Raw genomic sequence first — 18,973 nt, forward strand, 5'->3', positions numbered from 1 at the left:
GCGCGCGGTCTGCTCCGCAGACACGACGCGCCGCCGCTACGCGGCGGTACCCCGGCTGCGCTCCGCGCAGCCGGGCCGGGCAACTCCGTTGCCCGGCCCGCGAATTGCTCCGCAATCCGCTCTTCTGGAATTCGCTCCGCGAATTCCAGAGTGAAATCCGCTCCGCGGCTTTCACTAAAAGCAGCAGCAACGGCCGACAATCCTCAACCCGGTGCTGACGAACCGTCAGCTTTGTTGTACCCAGAATACTTAATAAACCATCAATTCTAGGCCGCAAACCCCACGGCCGAAACATACTCGTACTTCCCCCACTGAGACCCGAGGTCCACAATGACCTCGACCCACGCATCGTCCAGACCGCCAGCGTCTCCTGCTGCCCAGGCTCGGATCATCATGTCCCATCGCCGAACGTTGAGACTGCGGTACTCCAGCACCCTTTGGAACCTGCGGTCGACCTGGGACTGGTTGAACGGATGGATCTCAACCCGGGTCCCTCCCCCATCGTTCAGCCGGCGCAGCAAATACCGGGCCACGTTCTGGCGGCGCACCGTGCGGTAGGCGGATTCGATCTGCTGAAGACTGGAGCTGGATGGGCGTTGTTTACCCTCCAGCCAGGCTTTGATGGTGCGGTCGGTGACGGTCAGGCCTGCCTCGCGTGCTGCCGCGCGGGCGTGCTCGGATTTCGTCAGGTAGCGCAGACGTGCCATGAGGCCGCGCTTGGCAGTGATGGGCGTGGCGATGTAGCCGGTGAGCTGGTCGAGTTTACGTGCTACTGCATCACTGCCCTTGATGCCGCTGGCCCCGTAATGACCGAAATCACGCGTCCTTTCTGGCATTTGCGAGGCTCCCTTCCCGACGATCTGTGCTCCTCCAGAATACCTCAACTTCCTTGTATTCGCAGTGCTGTTGACCGTTCTCCGCACTTCCCATGAGGGAGCATTCAGGATGTCGAATTCACATTCTCATTCGCTGAATTACTGGTCCACCCAACAGATGGTGCGGCTTCGATAGCTTGCGTGAGTCCACGGCATACACCCGGGCGCAGCACCAGCGAGCGGCACGTCGCAATCGATGCGACGTGCCGCTCGCTGGTGCACGGCCTGTGACGAGGTGTCAGGTGGGCCGGGAGGCTTGGTTACCTGCAGTTGGGTACGTTTCCGTAGGCCTTGACGTAGCGGGCGGCGACCCAGCCCTGAGGGGCCTTCACCTGGTACCAGGTGCGATTGCTGCCCACCGACTGGCCGGCCTTCTTGCAGATGAGGGCGATGGTCTGGTTCTTGCGGTAGGTGCCGGTGGTCCGCGAGGCGGTGGTCGGCCGCTGGCGTACGTTGATTCCGCTCTTCGCCGTGACGACGCCCTTGACGGTCTTGGGGGGCGCTGCGAGGACGGTGAGTTGTGCCTTGGCGACCCACTTGCCGCAGCCGATGCCTGCGACGGTGACCTGCTGGACGCCGGGGGTGGCCTGGGGTTTTGCCTTTGCGTGGCCCGAGTAGGCCGGCGGGTTACCGCTCTTGGACAGGGCGGTGGTCTGTTCGAATGCGGGGGATTTTGCCTGTACTGCGCGGCATTCCTTGGGGGCTCCTGCGACCTTGACCGTGACCATGTCTCCCCGCTGGATGGTGCTCGGGGTGAGGGTTGCCCGCGGTGCTGGGGCAGGGGCCGGCGGCGGCTCGGCTGCTGCCTGTGCGGAGCCGGTCAGGACGGCGGAGGTGAGCGCCACCGTGGCGCAGCCGGTCACTGCCTTGCGAAGCATCATGTCGTTTCTCCCTTTTCTTGGCACTGGCCTTCAAGGCAGCCGAGGTTGTGCCCTGGGGGGAAAGGTAGGTTCGTCCGGGGAGGTGTTGGGTGTTACGCACCGTGGGGTGGTCGTTGAATCACCAGAATGTAGGAGCCGGTACGCTGTGTGATTCCTCGATATGTGGACTTCTGGGTGCGGGCTGATTATGGGGGATCGCGTCGGGGGTCTCGCTGCCACGCCGCCCGGTCTGTAAGAGGTGTCGGGGGTGCTTGTGTGCAGGTCACCTACGCTGTTGGTCATGAACCGTTGGGAAGAGCTGACCGGTGGGGTGTCCGGGGAGGATTACGCTGCTCGGTTTGCGGCGTTGGCCGGCAGTGGCCGGGACGTGCATGGTGAGGCGCGGTTGTGTGCCGCGCTGGTGCCTGGCGGTGGGCGGGTGCTGGATGCCGGGTGCGGGACCGGGCGGGTCATGATCCGACTGGCGGAGCTCGGGTATGACTGTGTCGGGGTCGACGTGGATGCTTCCATGTTGGCGGTGGCGCGTCGGCAGGCGCCGGAACTTGTGTGGGTGCAGGCTGACTTGGCGTCGTTCGATCCTGCTGAGGTGCGGGTCGGCGCGGGTTTCGATCTTGTGGTGGCCGCCGGGAATGTCTTCCCGCTTCTTGCTGCGGGCAGCGAGGCTGGGGTGGTCGGCCGTCTGGCCGCGGTTCTGCGTCCCGGTGGGCTCATGGTCGCCGGTTTCGGGCTGGATGGGGCCCATCTGCCGGTGCCGCCCGGTTTTTCTCTGGCGGAGTACGACGCCTGGTGTGCGGCGGCCGGTCTGGGGTTGGTCGACCGTTTCGCGACGTGGGATGCCCATCCTTATGAGGGCGGTGGCTATGCCGTCAGCGTGTATCGGGCGGGCGGCGGCTGACGGCGGCCCGTACGTGGAGGGCCCGCCGTCCCGGGCGCGGTGGGTCCGGGGCGGCGGGCCTTGCCGGCGCTGTGTCGCGGTTGTGTGGGCGTGTGCGCCGGTGACGGCCGGTCAGGTGGCCGGCGTCGTCAGCGGTAGTAGATGGGCATGATGCGCTGGCTGTCGTCGCACCACACCTCGTTGTAGCCGTTCGCCTTGGCGGAGGGGAGTTCCGAGGCCTCGCATGCCGCCTTGGAGGGGTAGGCCTCGGCTCCGACGGGCACCCAGCCGGCGCCGGGAGGTCCGGCGGCGTAGGCGGTTGCGCTGGTCAGTGGAATGGTGATCGCCGCGGCTCCGACAGCGAGACCGACACCGATACGGGTACGGGTGCGCCACGATTTCACTGGTATCTCCTTGCTCGTTTCTGCGCTCTGAGGTGGTCACGCTCAGAGGTCGGGTGAACCGACCGTTCCACTCTGAGGTGGGGGCTCTGCGTGGTTCCAGAGACTCGGGGGCAGCTTCGCGGAAGCGAAGGGGCATGAGGTCTGCCCCTGTTGCGGCCAGCGGGCCGGACGTCCGCCAGGCGGTGTCCGTCGGCCGACAGTGCGGCGGGCTGTTCGGTGGCGGGCAGGCGGGTGGGGTGTGTTCACTGGCGGACGTCGTCGTCACGATCTTGGGACTGGGTGTATTGATGAGTTCATGGGATGCCGCGTTGGATGCGGCCGGGGTCCGGGGCGGGCAGCTGCGCGCGGACTTCACGCGTGCGCGGCGTGTGGTGGCGCGGTTCCGGTTCGCTCAGTACGCGGCCGTCCGGCTGCTTCTGCCCGGGGCCGTCGTGCCTCATGTGGTGGCGGCGACCGCGTTCATGCATCACACCGACCATCTCCTGGACCAGGGCGGGTCGTTGGAGGAGCGGTCGGCCGCGTACGAGGTGTGGGCGAAGCAGGTTCGTCAGGCTCTGGTGACGGGGAGCAGCGAGCACGGGGTGTTGCGGGCGGTGGTGCACACCTGTGGTGCGTATCCGCAACTGGCGGGGCACATCGAGGAGTTCCTCGAGGGTGCGGTGGTGGAGCTCGGCTTTGCGGGCTTTGGTTCGGATGAGGACTATCAGCGTTACGTCGAGGCGTACTCTCTGCCGGCGTTCATGGTGGTGGCCGGTGTGCTCGCGCCGGGGGCGGATGCGGTCGGCTATCGCAAGGCCTGCCGTTTGTTCATCGACGGCAGTCAGCGGCTGGATTTCGTGAACGACCTGGCCGAGGATCTTCGGGTCGGTCGTCTCAACATCCCGCAGAGTGTGCTGGAGCGTCACCGGGTGGGGCGGGCGGAGCTGGTGGAGGGCCGGACCTCGGCGAGGGTCGGTGATCTGATCGCCCGGGAGCTCGATGAGGCGTGTGCCTGCCTGGGCGCCGGGCGGGCGATGGTCGGCTACCTTCCTGTGGCCCATCGTGCGCTGGGGCGGGCGTTGATCGGGATGGAGGAGGCGACGGCGGAGGCGGCTCGGGGCAAGGGGGCCGGGCTCCTTGTCTCTTCGGCCCGGCCGGCTGTGTTCAGGGCTCTGGGGCTGCTGGCGCGTGAGTATCGGCGGCGCGGGCGGGAGTGACGCTCCGTCCCCTCCTTCGCTCTCGCCGGGCGCCGATTGGGGCCGAGGTGGCAGCTCTGTCAACGGCATGAGGGGCTGCGGTTGCTCTCACGCGGCCACCGTTCGGTGGAGGGGGCGGCCGCGCGGGGAGGCGAGGGGTCAGGCTTTTTCGAGGATGGTCTTCAGGTGGGACAGCATCATGGTCCAGCCGCCGCTGACGCCTTCGAGCATCTTGGAGTCGGGGGAGGTGAAGCCGTCGTGGGTGATGGTCAGTTTCATGCCCAGGGCCGGTTCTTCGGCGGGTTCGATGTCGAAGGTGACTTTGGAGCGTTCCTTGGCCGCCTCGGCGTAGTCCTCGTCGCTCATGCCGAACATTTTTTGGTGCGTCGGCTGCAGCGTGTGCCAGGTGTAGGCGAGTCGTCTGCCGGGCTGTGACTCGGTGACGACCTGGCCGAGGTCCTGTGGTTCGCCGCCGTCCTCGACGGGCCACAGCACCTTGGAGCCGACCTTCCAGTCGGAGGAGGGTGCCCAGCCGCCGTGGTACTGCTTCAGGAACTCGGGGCTGGTCAGTCCCTCCCAGAGCTTCTCGGGGGTGGTGTTGATGTAGATCGTGTAGACATACTCGGGCTTGCTCATCGTTGTTCCTTCCAGGGCGTGCTTGAGGTTGCTGAGTGCGGACATGCGGCCGCGCTCGTACTGGCCGATCCAGCGGTCGGCGATGTCGTGGATGGGTACGGGGTTGAGGTAGTGCAGCCTCTCCCGGCCGTGGCGGACCGCGGTGACCAGGCCGGCGCCTTCCAGTACCGCGAGGTGCTTGGAGACCGCTTGGCGGGTCATGTCCAGGCCCGCGCACAGTTCGCGCAGGCTCTGTCCGGTCCGTTCGTTCAGCCGGTCCAGCAGTCGTCTTCTGCTCGCGTCCGCGAGTGCCTTGAAGACCTCGTCCATGTCTTCCGACCTCCTCACCATCAGATTGGCAACCTATTGGTTGCATGTCAAGCGGCCGTCGGCATGGCAGGGGTGTCTGGAGGGGGTGGGGTGTGGCCCCTGAGCTCCGGTTCGGGATCGGCACGCTCGTCCGCCGGGGGGGCGGGAGTGTCCGTCGGCGCGGGCCCGGCCATGGCAGGGCGTGGGCGAGTCCTGGAGGCGGCCGTCGGTCTGGACCTGGTTTCCGTCAACTCGCTTTGTCGTTATGCGTGATACGAGGTGAATCGGCGGGGCGGCGCCCGGCGGAAGAGGGGTGGTCCTGTCGCAACTCGTCCCGGGTGCAGGCGAGTTGCCCCTCCGATTGCCCCTCCCCCGTTTTGTGCACGACGGGACGTCACCTTCGGGTACGGAATGCCCTATTGTCCGGCGCGCTCTTCGCCTTGTCTCGGCTCGGCCGCTTCCCCCGTCCGGCTTCTTCGTCTCCCTTTTTTATCTGTTACCGGCTCAGGTTGCCTCTGCTGCAATGCGTGGCCGGTTTCTTCCGGTGCTCCTTTCTCTGTTTTTCGGGCGAGTTGAGGCTGGGCAGCGGGCGGCCTGCGGTTTCTCGGCGGCGGGGCGGTCGGCGTCGGGAGCCGAAGGCGGGGAGCGCGGGTGCGTGGTGCTGAACGCTTCCGCGCGGCGGCTGCGGGTCCGTCTCGCCGGACAACGGGACGGGCGTGATCGGCTCAACACCGTACGCCTTATGCCTGGTTTGTACTTAATTGCACGCTTTCTGCATGACCGGATTGACGCGAATAACCCTGTTTGGGCTGTACGTGGTGTGATGGGGGCATCGAAGGCGTATCCGGCGGAATGACCGCCTGTGGCGTCGGGGCGGAGTCGCATGCCGCTCGCCCGGTTCCGTGAAATGTGTCACGCCGGGGAGTGCGGCTCCGGGAGGCGCCGTTGTGCGTACTTCCGTTCTGGGCAAAGAAAGTTGAGTTTTTCGATCAATGGGTGCGGGGTGGCTCCCGTGGCCGGGGGCGGGGTCCGCGCATTCGTCTTTCGAATTCCTGCCTTGTTCCGTCCGGGCTTTCTCGCTTAACGTCACCGTCAATCCCGGGCTGAACGCCGAATCCTGCCGCTGCCCGGAAACCCTTCCCACCCACTCACTTACGCATGGCAGGAGCGGGGGACCCAGGTAAGCGCCGTTCCGGATTCCGGCACGGCTCGGGGTGAAGTCGCATGCAGTGCGACCGGACATCTCCCGTCCGAACCCGACAGCTCACCTCGCAGGCGACGGAGAGGAATTCGTCATGCCCGCAAAGGGAAAGCACCGCCGCCCCAAGTCCAGCTCGCTGCACCGGGGCCTCGCCGCCGCCGGTACGGGCGGGGCCGTGCTCGTCCTCCCGGTGCTCGGCGCGACCGGCGCGAGCGCGGCGCAGGCCGCTCCGGCCGCCGAGCCCGCCGCGGCCCCGAAGACCTACGTCGTCGCCGCGGGCGACTCCCTCTCCAAGATCGCCGAGGACCACTCCGTGAGCGGCGGGTGGAAGAAGCTGTACGAGGACAACCGCGGCGTCCTCGGCGGTGACCCGCAGCTCATACGCCCCGGCGTCAAGCTCACCCTCGGCCAGAAGAGCCCCGAGCCCGCCCAGCGCGCCGACCGCTCCTCGCGCGAGAAGGCGGCCGTCCAGCCCGCCGTCGCCCCGGCGAAGAAGGCCTACGCCGACAATCTCGACGGATGGATCAGGGAGTCGCTCGACATCCTGGCCCAGCACGGCATCCCCGCCTCCTACGAGGGCATCCACCGCAACGTCATGCGCGAGTCCTCCGGCAACCCGATGGCCATCAACAACTGGGACATCAACGCCGTCGCCGGCACGCCGTCCAAGGGGCTCCTGCAGGTCATCGGCCCCACCTTCGACGCCTACCACCTGCCCGGCACCTCCACGGACAGCTTCGACCCGGTCGCCAACATCACCGCCGCCTGCAACTACGCGGCCGACCGCTACGGCTCGATCGACAACGTCAACGGCCCCTACTAGGAGCGCCCGGGCGTATCAGGAGCGCCCTCTTCCCTCCCCCGCCGTGAGCCCCGGCACGCCCCCGTGTCCGGGGCTCCGGCCTGTCCCGGCGCCGCTGCGCCGCTGGACACCCTGCACGCCCGGGACAGGGACGGGCCGGGGGCTCGTGCGGCCTGCCGAGGGGGGCGTGTACCCGGTCGGGGTGCGGCAGGCGGCGGGCGTGGCCGATGGCTGGTGTGATGAAGGGGTGAGCCTTCGGCGGCCGGGCACCCGGGCGGTCACCGGGCAATCCGACGACGACGGGTGGGACACACCATGGCTGTACGGCACCGACTGATCGAACGCCCGCCGCACGAGGTGTGGGCGGTCCTGGAGGACGGCAACCGCTACGGCGACTGGGTGGTCGGCACCCACGAGTCCAAGCCCGTCGATGACATGTGGCCGCAGACCGGATCCCGTATCGAGTACACCGTGCGGCTGGGGCCGTGGGAGCTGTCGGGGCACACCATCGTGCGCAGGTGCGAGGCTCCCCGCCTGCTGGAACTGGAGGCCGACAGCGGCCGGCTGGGGACCGCGCGCATCGCCATCGACGTACGGCCCTGGGGCGAGCACACGCTGGTCATCCTCGACGAGCACCCGCTGCGCGGGCCGGGCGGGCTGCTGCACTCCGCGGCCGTCGACGTCCTGATCCAGGTACGCCACCGCGCCATGCTCGCCCGGCTGGCCGACGTCGTCGAGAACTCCCCGCGGCGGCCGGCCCGTGCGGCGCACGCGCACTGAATCCCGCCGACCTCATATCAGCGGCCCTCCCGTCCGGCGGGCCGGGCGGCGCGAGGGAGACAGGAGGCGCTCATGCCGGACGCGGTGGTGATCGGCGCGGGCCCCAACGGTCTCGTCGCGGCGAATCTCCTCGCCGACGCCGGATGGAGCGTGGAGGTGCTGGAGGAGCAGCCGGGGCCCGGCGGCGCCGTGCGCAGCGACCGCGGTGTCCATCCCGACTACGTCAGTGATCTGTTCAGCGCCTTCTACCCGCTGGCCGCCGCCTCCCCGGTGCTGGCCGCTCTGCGCCTCCATGAGGAGGGGCTGGGCTGGAGTCATGCCCCCAGCGTGCTGGCGCATCCGCTGCCGGACGGGCGGTGTGCGGTCCTGGAGCGGCGCGGGCAGGACACGGCGGCCGGGCTCGAGGCGTTCGCCGGCGGGGACGGGGATGCCTGGCTCGCACTCCATGAGGTCTGGGAGCGCCTGGGCGCGGACATCCTCGGTGCTCTTTTCACTCCGTTCCCGCCCGTGCGCTCCGCTGCCCGTCTCGCCGCCCGGCTGCGGGCGGCGGGCGGTCTGCGGCTGGCCCGCACGCTGCTGCTGCCCGCCCGGCGGCTGGGTGAGGAGGAGTTTCGCGGTGAGGGGGGCCGGCTGCTGCTGGCGGGCAACGCGCTGCACGCGGACCTCTCCCCCGAGTCGGCGGGCAGCGGCGGTTTCGGCTGGCTGATGTCGATGCTCGGCCAGAGCCACGGTTTTCCCGTCCCCGTGGGCGGGGCCGGCGCGCTCACCGCGGCCCTGGTGCGGCGCCTGGAGCGGCGCGGTGGTGTGCTGCGCTGCGGCGAGCGGGTGGCGGAGGTCGTGGTGCGCGGCGGCCGGGCGGTGGGCGTGCGCACCGCGGCCGGTGAGGCGGTCGCGGCTTCGCGTGCGGTGCTGGCCGACGTGTCCGCTCCCGCCCTGTACGGCCATCTGGTGGCGGCCCGGCATCTGCCGGGGCGGCTGCTGCGTGATCTGGAGCGGTTCCAGTGGGACTTCGCCACCTTCAAGGTGGACTGGGCGCTGTCGGGGCCGGTGCCCTGGAGCGCGCCGGAGGCCGGGCGGGCGGGGACGGTGCATCTGGCCGACGGGGTCGACGGCCTCACCCGGTTCGCGGCGCAGATCGCCATGGGCCAGGTGCCCGACCGGCCCTTCCTCCTCTTCGGCCAGATGACCACGGCCGACGCCTCGCGTTCCCCGGCCGGCACCGAGTCGGCCTGGGCGTACACCCACATTCCGCACCGGATCAAGGGTGATGCGGGTGAGGAGGGTCTGAGCGGGCTCTGGGACGGGCGCGAGCAGGAGGTCATGGCCGACCGGATGGAGGCGGAGGTCGAGCGGTGGGCGCCGGGCTTCCGCTCGATGATCCGCTCGCGGCGGCTGCTCGCGCCGCCCACCCTGCAGGCGCTGGACGCCAATCTGCGCGGCGGTGCGATCAACAACGGCACCACCGCGGTCCACCAGCAGCTGGTGTTCCGCCCCACCCCCGGCACCGGCCGGCCCGAGACGCCGGTGCCGGGGCTCTTCCTCGCCTCCGCCGCCGCCCATCCCGGCGGCGGCGTCCACGGCGCGCCCGGCGCCAACGCCGCGCGCGCCGCCCTGCGGGTGCGCGGCCCCTCAGATCTGCTCAGCCGCGCCCAGCGGGGCCTCGGCCGGCGGGACAGGAAGGGCGGGCGCACCGGCGGGCGCTGAAGGGGGCATCGGCAGGTGCGGGAGGGGGCTCGGCGGGTTCTGGAAGCGGGCTCCGGTGCCGTCGCGCCGCGTACGCGCTCGGCGGGCCCCCGGGGCCGGGCGGACGCAGGACCGGAGCGGGCGGATGCAGGGCGGAGAGCGGTGAGGCGGCGGCGTCAGCTCCGCTCCTCCGACACTCCACTAACGGGCGAATATCCCCCTGTCTGGGGCATTGGCGGATGTACTGGCCTCTTCCGGCAACTGACGTTTTCTGTACTGGAGTGACATGCGTACCCGTAATCTCCCCCTTGCCCTGAGCCTGGCCGCCCTTGCCCTGGCCGGCGGCGCCGGAAGCGCCGCCGCCATCGGCGACGACACCGGCACCCAGAGCGCGAGCGGCAACGGTGCCGAGCAGGCGTTCGGCAACAGCGCCAGCGAGGGGAATCTGAGTCCGCAGGCGCACCTGGTCGGTGGCTCGCTGAACAAGCTCTGCGCCGGCGTGCCGGTCAAGGCGAACGTGGGCTCCCTGGTCGGTCTCGTGCCGATCGCCGTTCAGGACATCCCCGTCCTCTCCGCGCCGCAGAACCAGCAGTGCGTGGAGAACTCCACGCAGGCCAAGCAGGACGAGCCGCTCTCCCACCTGCTCAGCGACATCTCGGCGCTCTCGGGCAACGGCGAGAACAACCACTGATCCACACGCGCTGCGCGGGCCGGCACCGCCCGGTCCGCGCAGCGCACCCACTGCGGGCACAGGAGGCCGAAGGGCGTCCTGTGCCCGCAGTGCGTTCCGCCGGGGAATCCGGTGGCCCGCGGGCCGGGGCAGGGGTGTCCTGGGCTTTGGCCGGGGCCCGCTCGGGCTGCTGTCCGGAGGGCAGCCTTCCGGGGGTGGGCGGCGCAGAAGTGCCCGACTCACCCGTGCAGGAAATCTATAGCGGTGACAGTAGACATTGGCTTGTCGCCGGGTTACTGTTTTCTCGTACTCACCAAGTCGAAGAGGGCACGGCAGAGGCGAACTGCCGTGCATGCAGGTCAAGCAGGTCAAGTAGCAGGCGGAACGGCAGTGGAGCGTCGGGGCCAGAAATGGTGGGGTCCCGGGGCTGGCGGCCGGGCCGAGCGGTCCCAGGGGCCGCGAGCAGTAGCAGTACCGCGGTATCGAGCAGTACGACCGAGTAACACAGCAACAAGTAACCGAGTGAGGTAAGGAGCAGACGCCATCAGGATCGCCCGGGCCGGCAGCACGTTCGCCCGGGTACCGCAGGCCCCGGATTGGAAGGTGGTCCCCGGTCACGCAACCGCGATCCCCGCGCCTCCGCTCTCCCAGGCGGACCCCGCGGAACAATGAGGCCGGCGCAGTCAGCCGGTAGATGGTGTTGAAAGCTCGGGGCCCGGGTGCCGGTACGGCATCCGGGCCCCTCGACGCGTCCTGAAAGAAGAGGTCTATGCCCCCTCGCAGTACCAGCCCCGTCGACAAGCTCGACGACGACGACTATCCCGCCTACACCATGGGCCGGGCCGCCGAGATGCTCGGCGCCACCCCCGCCTTCCTGCGTGCCCTCGGCGAACACCGGCTGATCACCCCCCTGCGCTCCGAGGGCGGCCACCGCCGCTACTCCCGGTATCAGCTGCGGATCGCCGCCCGCGCCCGCGAACTCGTGGACCAGGGCACTCCCGTCGAGGCCGCCTGCCGCATCGTCATCCTCGAGGACCAGCTCGAGGAGGCCCAGCGCATCAACGAGGAACTGCGCACCCAAGACGCTCCTTCCTGACCGGCGGGGCGGCCCTGACCGGCGGGGCGGCTCCGAGGGACGGGGCGGCTCTGACGGCGGGACCCACGAGGCGGGGCGTACGACAAGCACCCTCCGCCCGCTCTGCCGCCCGGGAGACGACGAGCCGGCCCCCGCGCGATGAGGGGCCGGCCCGTGGCGCATTCGCCCGGGCCGGAAGGGGTCCACGGTCCGGGCGGGCGCGGGTGTCAGGCGCCGGCCGTCTCCCGGCACTCGACGTGGCCCCAGCCGTGCGCGTTCTTGGTGATCTTCTCCCCCGCCTCGTAGGGCTTCTGGCAGTGGCAGCGGCCGGGGAACTTGGCCTTGATGACCGCGCCCGAGCCGCTCCTGCCCGCCCGGCCCGCCGCCTTCTTGGGGGCGCGGCCCGCGGGAGCGGCGGTGGTGCGGTCCGCGCGCGGCTCGGGGATGGCGGTCGCACCGTGGGCGGTGCCCGCGGGCTCCTGGCTCGTGGCGGCGTCGCTGGCCGCGACGTCGGCGATCGCGTTGAGGTGATCGCCGTCCACCCGGTGGGCGGCCACGTGGCGGAACGTCACGGCACGGCCCTGCAGCAGCGCGTCGATGCGTACGACGAGGTCCTTGTTGGCGACCGGCTTCTTGGCCGCGGTCAGCCAGCCGTTGCGCTTCCAGGAGGCGATCCACTGGGTGACCGCGTTCATCGCGTACTGGCTGTCCATCCGCACTTCGAGCGGCACGTCCGGGTCGGTGGCCTCCAACAGCTGGGCCAGCGCGGTCAGTTCGGCGACGTTGTTCGTGGCGTGGCCCAGCGGGCCGGCCTCCCAGCGCAGCGGGCGGGCCTCGGCGTCGGCGACGACCCAGGCCCACGCGGCGGGCCCGGGGTTCTTCTTCGCCGCTCCGTCACAGGCGGCAATGATCAAGTCAGGCATTCCCCGATGATTTCATCCCCCGCGCCCCGGCCTCCCCGCCCCGCCGCGCCCCGGTGTGAGACGGGGGTCTCGCCGCGCGCATCACCCCCTGCCTCACTCGGGGGATGAGGCAGGGGGGTGATCCGCGTCTGCCCGTGATCCCGTCCGCCATGCACGGACCACCCGCCCGGAGCAGCCCGGGCATCTCGTCCGCGGCAGGCAGGCAGGGAGGGAGGTAGGGAGGTACGTACGGTGCGTGTGCCCGGCCCCGCGGCCGGCCGGCTGGGCGGACGCCGGCAGCCCTGCGGTCGGCGGAGGGAGCCGGCGGACCGTGGGTCAGCGAGCGCCGGCCGGCGGCCCCGCGGTCATTCGGTGGCGTCCGTCGCCGCGCCCAGGCCGACCTCGCTGACCCCTTCCAGGCGCGCCAGCTCGGCCACCAGGCGGTGGGTCTGTGCCGTGCCCGTCAGCCGCAGGCGCACCCAGGCCCGGCCCGGCGGCGCCTCGTCGCGCATCACCCGTACCGCCTCCACCCGGAAGCCCGCGTGCGTGGTCAGCTCCAGGACCCGGCCCAGCAGGCCCTGCGCGGTGTCGTAGGCGAGGGTGAGCTCCAGTTCTCTTGGCCGGGGTGTGCGCGGGATGCGGTCCGTCAGGTGGGGCAGCCCGCGCACTACGAGGAAGTGCACGGCGGTGGCCGCGGCGGCCAGCAGCGGCAGGCCGCCGCCGCACGCCATGCCGATGCCGCAGGCCAGCCAGATGGTGGCCGCCGTGGTGAGGCCCTGCACCGCGTCGCGTTTGACGAAGATCAGGCCGCCGCCGATGAAGCCGATCCCGGAGACGATCTGGGCGGCCACCCGCGAGGGGTCCAGGGAGACCTGCCCCATGTGGGCGGCGGCGCCGAAGCCGTGCACGGAGACTTCCATGAACAGGGCGCTGCCCACCCCGACCAGGGTGTGCGTGCGCATGCCCGCGCTTTTTTGGCGGGCTTCGCGCTCCACTCCGATCAGCAGGGACAGCACCAGGGCCAGGCCGAGTTCGGCGAACTGGCGGGCGCCCTGCCCCGCACCGGTATCGAAGAGGGGGGCGGCGCTGGAGTGCAGTGCCTCACCGGTCGACAACATGCCCCAATTGTTCCACTCCGGGGGGCGGGGGCGGGCAGCGGCACGAGGTGGGGCGGGGCGCCGGTGCGGGCGGCGCCGGCCGCGGCGTGGGCGGGAGAGGCAACGGCGGGGAGAGGACGGGGATTTGGGGCCGGGGGTCCCGGCGCCCCCTCGGTCCGCTCCCCCGGCCGGCGGGCGCGGCGGGCGCGGCGGGCGCGGCGGGCGCCGGTGATTTCGCCGATGCCGGCACGCCGTGGCGGCGCCACGGTGGGAGCGCCGACGAACACGGCGGCCCGGCACAAGGACGCACCGCTGCCGTTGCTGTCCTCGCGCGTGGCCCGCCCCGACCCTGAGGAGTCCCCCGTGCAGCTGCACGCCTTCGCCCGCCCGGTGCTGCGGGCCTGTCTGGCCGCCGCCCTGGCCACCGCCGGACTGCTGGGCACCGGGCTCGCCCCCGGCGCCCGGGCCGCCGCGGACAACCCCTACGAGCGCGGCCCCGCCCCGAGCAACGCCAGCATCGAGGCTCCCCGCGGCTCCTACGCCGTCTCCCAGACCAGCGTCTCGCCGCTGGGTGTGAGCGGGTTCGGCGGCGGCACCGTCTACTACCCCACCTCCACCGCCGACGGTACGTTCGGCGCGGTCGTCATCTCCCCGGGCTTCACCGCCTCCCAGTCGAGCATCGCCTGGCTCGGGCCGCGGCTGGCCTCCCAGGGCTTCGTGGTCTTCACCATCGACACCCTCACCACCCTCGACCAGCCCGACAGCCGCGGGCGCCAGCTCCTGGCCGCGCTGGACTACCTGACGACGTCGAGTGCGGTGCGCGGCCGCGTCGACGCCACCCGGCTGGGGGTGATGGGGCACTCGATGGGCGGCGGCGGCACCCTGGAGGCGGCCAAGAGCCGCACCTCGCTGAAGGCGGCGATCCCGCTGACCGGCTGGAACCTCGACACCACCTGGCCCGAACTGCGCACGCCCACCCTGGTGGTGGGCGCGGACGGGGACACCGTGGCGCCCGTCGTCACCCACTCCGAGCCGTTCTACCGCTCGCTGCCCGCCTCCCTGGACAAGGCCTACCTGGAACTCAACAACGCCACCCACTTCACCCCCAACTCCTCCAACACCACGATCGCGAAGTACAGCATCTCCTGGCTGAAGCGGTTCATCGACGACGACCTGCGCTACGAGCAGTTCCTGTGCCCGCTGCCGCGGCCGAGCCTGACCATCGAGGAGTACCGGGGCAACTGCCCCCACACCGCCTGAACCTGACGTTTCGTCACAGGGCTGTGGTGGTGCGGGGGTTGTGCCCGGGCACAGCTGCGGGCGGGGCGCGCTGGGGGTGTGCCCAGAGCGGTGGAGCAAGGGGTTCTGGGCGGTGTCGCGCGTCAGTAGCGTGCGGGCCGTGTCCCTTTCGACGCCCCCTCCCCCACGCCCCCAGCCTCATCCCCGCCCGCTGCCTCTCCCGTTCAGGGCCCCCGAGCTGTACGGCCGCCACGAGGCGGTGGCCGCCCTACGGCTGCTGGTGGAGGGCGTGCGGGCGGGCCGGGGCGGCGCGCTCGTGCTGAGCGCGCCGCCCGGTGGCGGCCGCACCGCACTGGTGGAGTACGCGCGCACGCTCTGCGCGGAGCTGCCCGTCCTGCAGCCCGCCCCGCCGGACCTGCCGGCCGCACTGGAGCAGCCGGGGCCGCTGCTGATCTGCGCCGAGGACGCGCACCGCTGGACCCCGGCCGCGCGGGCCCTGCTCGGTGCGCGGCTGCGCCGGCTGCCCGCCGCACGGCCGGTGGGTGTGCTGGTCACCCTCGCCGGACACCGGGATGGGGCACCGGAGTTCGCCGGGGTGCCCGCGCTGCGTCTGGGGCCGCTGGAGGACGGTGCGGCCACCGCCCTGCTCTCCCGTATCACCGGCGGCGGCGCCGAGCAGGCCGTGGCGGCCCGGCTGGTGCGCGAGGCCGCCGGCAACCCCCGGCTGCTGGCCGCGCTCGCCGCCGCCCTCACCCCCGGCCAGCTGGCCGGACGCACCCCCCTGCCCGACCCGCCGGCCGGCGGCGAGGACGTCTTGGACGACTTCCTTGGGCCCGTGAAGGGCCTGCCCGGCGCGGCCCGTACCTGGCTGCTGCTCGCCGCGGCCGCCACCGAACACGAAGGCGAGGGGGCCGGCGCGGACCTCGCCCTGGTCCTGCGGGCCGGCGCCGATCCGGCCGGGCTGGCACCGGCCGAGGCCGCCGGCATCGTCTGCGTGACGGGCGGCCGGATCCGCTTCGCCCACCCCCTGCTGTGCCGGGCGGTACTGCGCCGCGCCCCGCTCGCCAGGCGCAGAGCCGCCCATCTGCGCCTGGCCGAGGCCTGCCGGGGCGCTCTGGCCCGCCTGGTCCAGCTCGCCTGCGCGGCCTGCGAACCCCACGCCCGGCTCGCCGCCTCCCTCACCGCCGCCGCGGCGGCGGGGGCGGCCTGTCCCCCGCACGCCGAACGTGCCGCCGTGCTCGCGCGCGCCGCCGCCCTGACCGCCGACCCCGCCCTGCGCACCGACCGGCTCGCCCAGGCCGCCGACGCCGCCCGGCTGGCCGGGGACCCGCTGCAGGCCCGCGCCCTGCTGGCCCGCGCCGGCCACGCGCCCGCCCACGGTGGCGTGCACCGGGTGCGCGGACTGCTCGCCCTCGCCGACGGGCCGGCCGACGACGCCGCCACCCTGCTGCGCGCCGCCGCCGCGCTGCTCCCGCCCGAGCACGCCCGCCAGGCACTGGCCGGCGCGGCCGAAGCGGCCTGGGCCATGGGGGACGCCGCCGCCTACCGGGAAGCGATGGCACAGGCGCCCGGCTGCCCCGGGGACCCGCGGTGGGAGGCCTACCGGGGCGGCATGTGCGCGGTCCTGTCCGGCCGCACCGCCCAGGGGCACGCGCTGCTGCGCCGCTGCTGGCAACAGCCGCCGCCCGCACCGCACGAGGCGGGCGGGCTGCCCGCGCCGGGTGGCGCGCACGAGCCGGCCGGGCTGCTGCGCGCGGGGGCCGCCGCCCTGGTCGTCGGGGAGGTCGGGACCGCCTGCGCGATGGGCGCCCTGGCCCTTGCCGCGGTGCGTGCCCACGGCCCCGAGGTGCTCCTGCCGCGCGCCCTGGAACACCTGGCCTACGCCGAACTGCGCGCGGGCCGGCACACCGTGGCCCACGCCCACGCCCGCCAGGGGCTGGCGGCGGCGCGGCGCTCGGGCCAGTCCAACACGGCGCTCTCGCTGCACGCCGTGCTCGCGCTCGCCGCGTCCGTGGCCGGGGACGCCGAGGCCTGCGCCGCACACGCGGCGGCCGCGGCGGCCGGCGCGGGAGCCCACCGGCTGACCCAGGCCGCGAGCCTGGCCCAGTGGGCCCTGGCCCGCGCCCAACTGGCCGCGGGACGCCCGGCCGCGGCCGCGGCACGGCTCGGCCCGCTCATCGCCCCGGCCCCGCGCGGGGGGCACTTCGCCGTCAGGATGCCGGCCGTGCCCTGCTTCGTGGAGGCCGCCGTCCAGAGCGGACGCACCGCCCAGGCCCGGCACGCCACCGCGGAGTTCACCCGCTGGGCCCACACCACCGCCGACCCGCTGGCCCCCGCCCAACTGGCCCGCTGCCGCGCCCTGCTGGCACCGCCCCAGCAGGCCGCCGCGGCCTTCGAGGAAGCCCTCGCCCACCACGACCGGCTGCCCGGCGAGTTCGAACGCGGCCGCACACAACTGCTGTACGGGCAGTGGCTGCGCCGCCGGCGCCGTACCCGGCAGGCCCGCGGCCCGCTCCTCGACGCGCTGGTCTCCTTCGAACGGTGCGGGGCCCGGGTGTGGGCGGAGCGCAGCCGCGGTGAGCTGCGGGCGGCGGGCGAGAGCGGTCCGCCGGAAGCAGGGCGGGCAGGAGCGGAGGCGGGCCCCGGTGTGCTGGCGGCGCTGACGCCGCAGCAGCAGCGCATCGCCCGCCAGGTGGCCCAGGGCGCCACCAACCGGGAGGTGGCGGTGTGCCTTTCGGTGAGTCACCGCACCGTCGACCACCACCTGCGCAACGTCTTCGCCACGCTCGGGGTGCGCTCCCGCGTCGAGCTGTCGCGGCTGCTGACCGGGGGCGGGGTGCTGCCGGGCGGCGGGGGTTGAGAGGGCCCTCCTGCCGCGACGGCCCCAAACACGGTTTATGAGTTCATAAGTACGAACAAGGTAGTGAAAATTTGGACAACTGAGAAGGATGGGTGACTCCACGTCAGAGCAACAGATTTGGCTCTCCCTTGAAGCACCTACGCATGGCAGTCCTGGCCGCCGTCTCGATGGCCGCCCCCACGCTCCTGGCCGCCGCACCCGCGGCGGCGGCAGAGGCCGGCCCGCCGGCCCTCTCCATACCGGATCCTGCTCCGGAGCCCGGGGACCCGGAGCCCCCGGCAGGGCAAGGAGAGCCGTCAGCCGGCGATCTTGCCGGCCCCGGCGCCACGGCACCGCCCCAGCCCCCTGCGGCACCCGAGACCCCCGGCACCGCCGGGTCGGTGCCGGCCGGCGCCCCCGCCACGCAGCCCGAAGCCCCCGCCACCGCGGACGCGGACGCGGACGCGGGAGAGGAGACGGGCGGCGAAACCCGGCCGCCCTCCCCCACCCCCGTCACCGCCACCGCCACCGCCACCGAGGGCACCATCGAGCCGACCGGGACCCCCGGGTCCGCCGCCCCGGCCCCGTCCGCCGCCGGGCCGGGCCGGGAATCCGAAGAAGTCCCCGACGGCGGAGAGGAGTCGGGCGAGGCGGCACTGAGCACTACGCTGCACGGTCTGCCCAGCAAGGTCGTGCCCGGCTCCGGCTGGAAGAACTTCACCTTCCGCGCCGTCAATTCCTCCGCCAAGGCGATCAAGTCGGTCGACGTCTACACCCTGCTGGCGGCCTTCGACCACCTCTGCCGCGACAGGTGGCACCTGCTGACCCTGCAGTGGTACGACGAGGACACAGGTCTCTGGAAATCGGTCAACCCCAACATCGGCTACCTCACCACCCTCGCCGGGATGGCGCCCGGTGAGCACACCGACATCAAGTTGCGGATGAAGGTCGACGCCGCCATGCCGGTGGGTGACGGCTTCGCCTCGGCGCTCGGCGGATACCTCGACGAGAACGACGTCCACTCCGCGTGGGAGACGATGCCCTACGACTACAACTTCGACATCGTGCTCGAAAAGAGCGAGCCGCCGGCCCCGGGCGACGAGCCGGCACCGCAGGGCGACGTGAGGGAGCTTTCGGTCACCGGCGACTCCGCTGCCACCGGCACGGGGAGCGGCGCCGACGGCCCGGCCACCGGGCGCCCCGGCGCGGACGACGGCCTCACCGGCCGGGCCGACGCGGACACCGCCTTGACCGGGACCGGCAGCGACGCCGGCTCGGGTGCCACCTTGGCCGCGACCGGCACCACCGCCGCCGGCTCCGGCTGGATGCTCGGGGCCGGCAGCGCCTCGATCGCCCTGGGCGCGGCGCTGGCCGCCGCCGCCCGCAGGCGTCGCCCTCACACCTTCTGAGCGGCGGCGGACCTTGGACGGCCCTGGCTCCCGGGATGGCCGGCGCACCCTGCCCGAGGGCGGCACCGGCTGCCGGCACGGGGGTCGGGAGGACGGCCCGGCCCGGGGCCCGGCTCGTGGTGCCGCCGAGCAGGACGCGGGAG

16 protein-coding genes and 1 riboswitch are annotated in these 18,973 nt (G+C 72.3%); of the genes, 10 read left to right on the forward strand and 6 right to left on the reverse strand.

Annotation, left to right across the window (positions count from 1 at the left end; genetic code table 11):
* Positions 1-266: 266 nt before the first annotated feature.
* Positions 267-836 (reverse strand): transcriptional regulator, encoded by a 570-nt coding sequence (locus tag ACZ6B8_RS16010; protein WP_471607570.1) that lies wholly within the window; start codon positions 834-836, stop codon positions 267-269.
* Positions 837-1,135: 299 nt separating this feature from the next.
* Positions 1,136-1,756: an SH3 domain-containing protein gene (locus tag ACZ6B8_RS16015; protein ID WP_471607571.1), complete on the reverse strand. Its 621-nt coding sequence runs from the start codon at positions 1,754-1,756 to the stop codon at positions 1,136-1,138.
* A gap of 280 nt (positions 1,757-2,036) precedes the next feature.
* On the opposite strand from ACZ6B8_RS16015, the gene ACZ6B8_RS16020 reads away from it, so the two are divergent.
* Positions 2,037-2,651: a class I SAM-dependent methyltransferase gene (locus ACZ6B8_RS16020; protein ID WP_471090730.1), complete on the forward strand. Its 615-nt coding sequence runs from the start codon at positions 2,037-2,039 to the stop codon at positions 2,649-2,651.
* A 128-nt stretch (positions 2,652-2,779) separates the two neighbouring features.
* On the opposite strand, the gene ACZ6B8_RS16025 is transcribed toward ACZ6B8_RS16020, so the two are convergent.
* Positions 2,780-3,034 carry a hypothetical protein gene (locus tag ACZ6B8_RS16025; RefSeq protein WP_471090732.1) on the reverse strand — a complete coding sequence of 85 codons (255 nt, stop codon included), beginning with the start codon at positions 3,032-3,034 and terminating at the stop codon, positions 2,780-2,782.
* 134 nt (positions 3,035-3,168) lie between these two features.
* Here ACZ6B8_RS16025 and ACZ6B8_RS16030 point away from each other — a divergent pair, with 134 nt between their 5' ends.
* Positions 3,169-4,230: a squalene/phytoene synthase family protein gene (locus ACZ6B8_RS16030; protein ID WP_471607572.1), complete on the forward strand. Its 1,062-nt coding sequence runs from the start codon at positions 3,169-3,171 to the stop codon at positions 4,228-4,230.
* A 138-nt stretch (positions 4,231-4,368) separates the two neighbouring features.
* On the opposite strand, the gene ACZ6B8_RS16035 is transcribed toward ACZ6B8_RS16030, so the two are convergent.
* A complete protein-coding gene (locus ACZ6B8_RS16035) occupies positions 4,369-5,154 on the reverse strand; it encodes an ArsR/SmtB family transcription factor (protein ID WP_471607573.1) in 786 nt (261 codons plus the stop codon).
* 1,110 nt (positions 5,155-6,264) lie between these two features.
* A riboswitch (cyclic di-AMP (ydaO/yuaA leader) is annotated at positions 6,265-6,426 on the forward strand.
* A 2-nt stretch (positions 6,427-6,428) separates the two neighbouring features.
* Here ACZ6B8_RS16035 and ACZ6B8_RS16040 point away from each other — a divergent pair.
* The 5 genes from ACZ6B8_RS16040 to ACZ6B8_RS16060 all read left to right on the forward strand — a co-directional run bounded on the left by ACZ6B8_RS16040 (position 6,429) and on the right by ACZ6B8_RS16060 (position 11,365).
* Positions 6,429-7,157, forward strand: a complete 729-nt coding sequence (locus ACZ6B8_RS16040) for a transglycosylase SLT domain-containing protein (protein ID WP_471090742.1) — start codon at positions 6,429-6,431, stop codon at positions 7,155-7,157.
* Between the two features lie 294 nt (positions 7,158-7,451).
* Complete coding sequence (locus ACZ6B8_RS16045) at positions 7,452-7,916, forward strand: SRPBCC family protein (RefSeq protein WP_471090744.1); 465 nt, start codon at positions 7,452-7,454, stop codon at positions 7,914-7,916.
* 72 nt (positions 7,917-7,988) lie between these two features.
* Positions 7,989-9,620, forward strand: coding sequence for a phytoene desaturase family protein (locus ACZ6B8_RS16050; RefSeq protein WP_471090746.1), 1,632 nt, complete (start codon positions 7,989-7,991; stop codon positions 9,618-9,620).
* 265 nt (positions 9,621-9,885) lie between these two features.
* Positions 9,886-10,290 (forward strand): rodlin, encoded by a 405-nt coding sequence (locus tag ACZ6B8_RS16055; RefSeq protein ID WP_471090748.1) that lies wholly within the window; start codon positions 9,886-9,888, stop codon positions 10,288-10,290.
* A 748-nt stretch (positions 10,291-11,038) separates the two neighbouring features.
* Entirely contained in the window at positions 11,039-11,365 is a 327-nt protein-coding gene (locus tag ACZ6B8_RS16060; RefSeq protein WP_471090750.1) for a MerR family transcriptional regulator, read from the forward strand.
* A 206-nt stretch (positions 11,366-11,571) separates the two neighbouring features.
* Here the strand turns inward: ACZ6B8_RS16060 and ACZ6B8_RS16065 are convergent, their stop codons facing one another.
* A complete protein-coding gene (locus tag ACZ6B8_RS16065; RefSeq protein ID WP_471090752.1) occupies positions 11,572-12,267 on the reverse strand; it encodes a ribonuclease H family protein in 696 nt (231 codons plus the stop codon).
* Between the two features lie 344 nt (positions 12,268-12,611).
* Positions 12,612-13,343, reverse strand: coding sequence for an MgtC/SapB family protein (locus tag ACZ6B8_RS16070; protein WP_471090801.1), 732 nt, complete (start codon positions 13,341-13,343; stop codon positions 12,612-12,614).
* A gap of 240 nt (positions 13,344-13,583) precedes the next feature.
* Here ACZ6B8_RS16070 and bdeA point away from each other — a divergent pair, with 240 nt between their 5' ends.
* The 3 genes from bdeA (at position 13,584) to ACZ6B8_RS16085 (ending at position 18,830) form a co-directional block, all read left to right on the forward strand.
* On the forward strand, positions 13,584-14,603 hold the full coding sequence (bdeA, locus tag ACZ6B8_RS16075; protein WP_471607574.1) for a bis(hydroxyethyl) terephthalate hydrolase: 1,020 nt from the start codon (positions 13,584-13,586) through the stop codon (positions 14,601-14,603).
* 238 nt (positions 14,604-14,841) lie between these two features.
* Entirely contained in the window at positions 14,842-17,442 is a 2,601-nt protein-coding gene (locus tag ACZ6B8_RS16080) for a helix-turn-helix transcriptional regulator (RefSeq protein ID WP_471607908.1), read from the forward strand.
* A gap of 143 nt (positions 17,443-17,585) precedes the next feature.
* Positions 17,586-18,830, forward strand: a complete 1,245-nt coding sequence (locus ACZ6B8_RS16085; protein ID WP_471607575.1) for a hypothetical protein — start codon at positions 17,586-17,588, stop codon at positions 18,828-18,830.
* The last annotated feature ends 143 nt before the right edge of the window (positions 18,831-18,973 follow it).

The organism is Streptomyces sp. NPDC041122, from assembly GCF_055592445.1.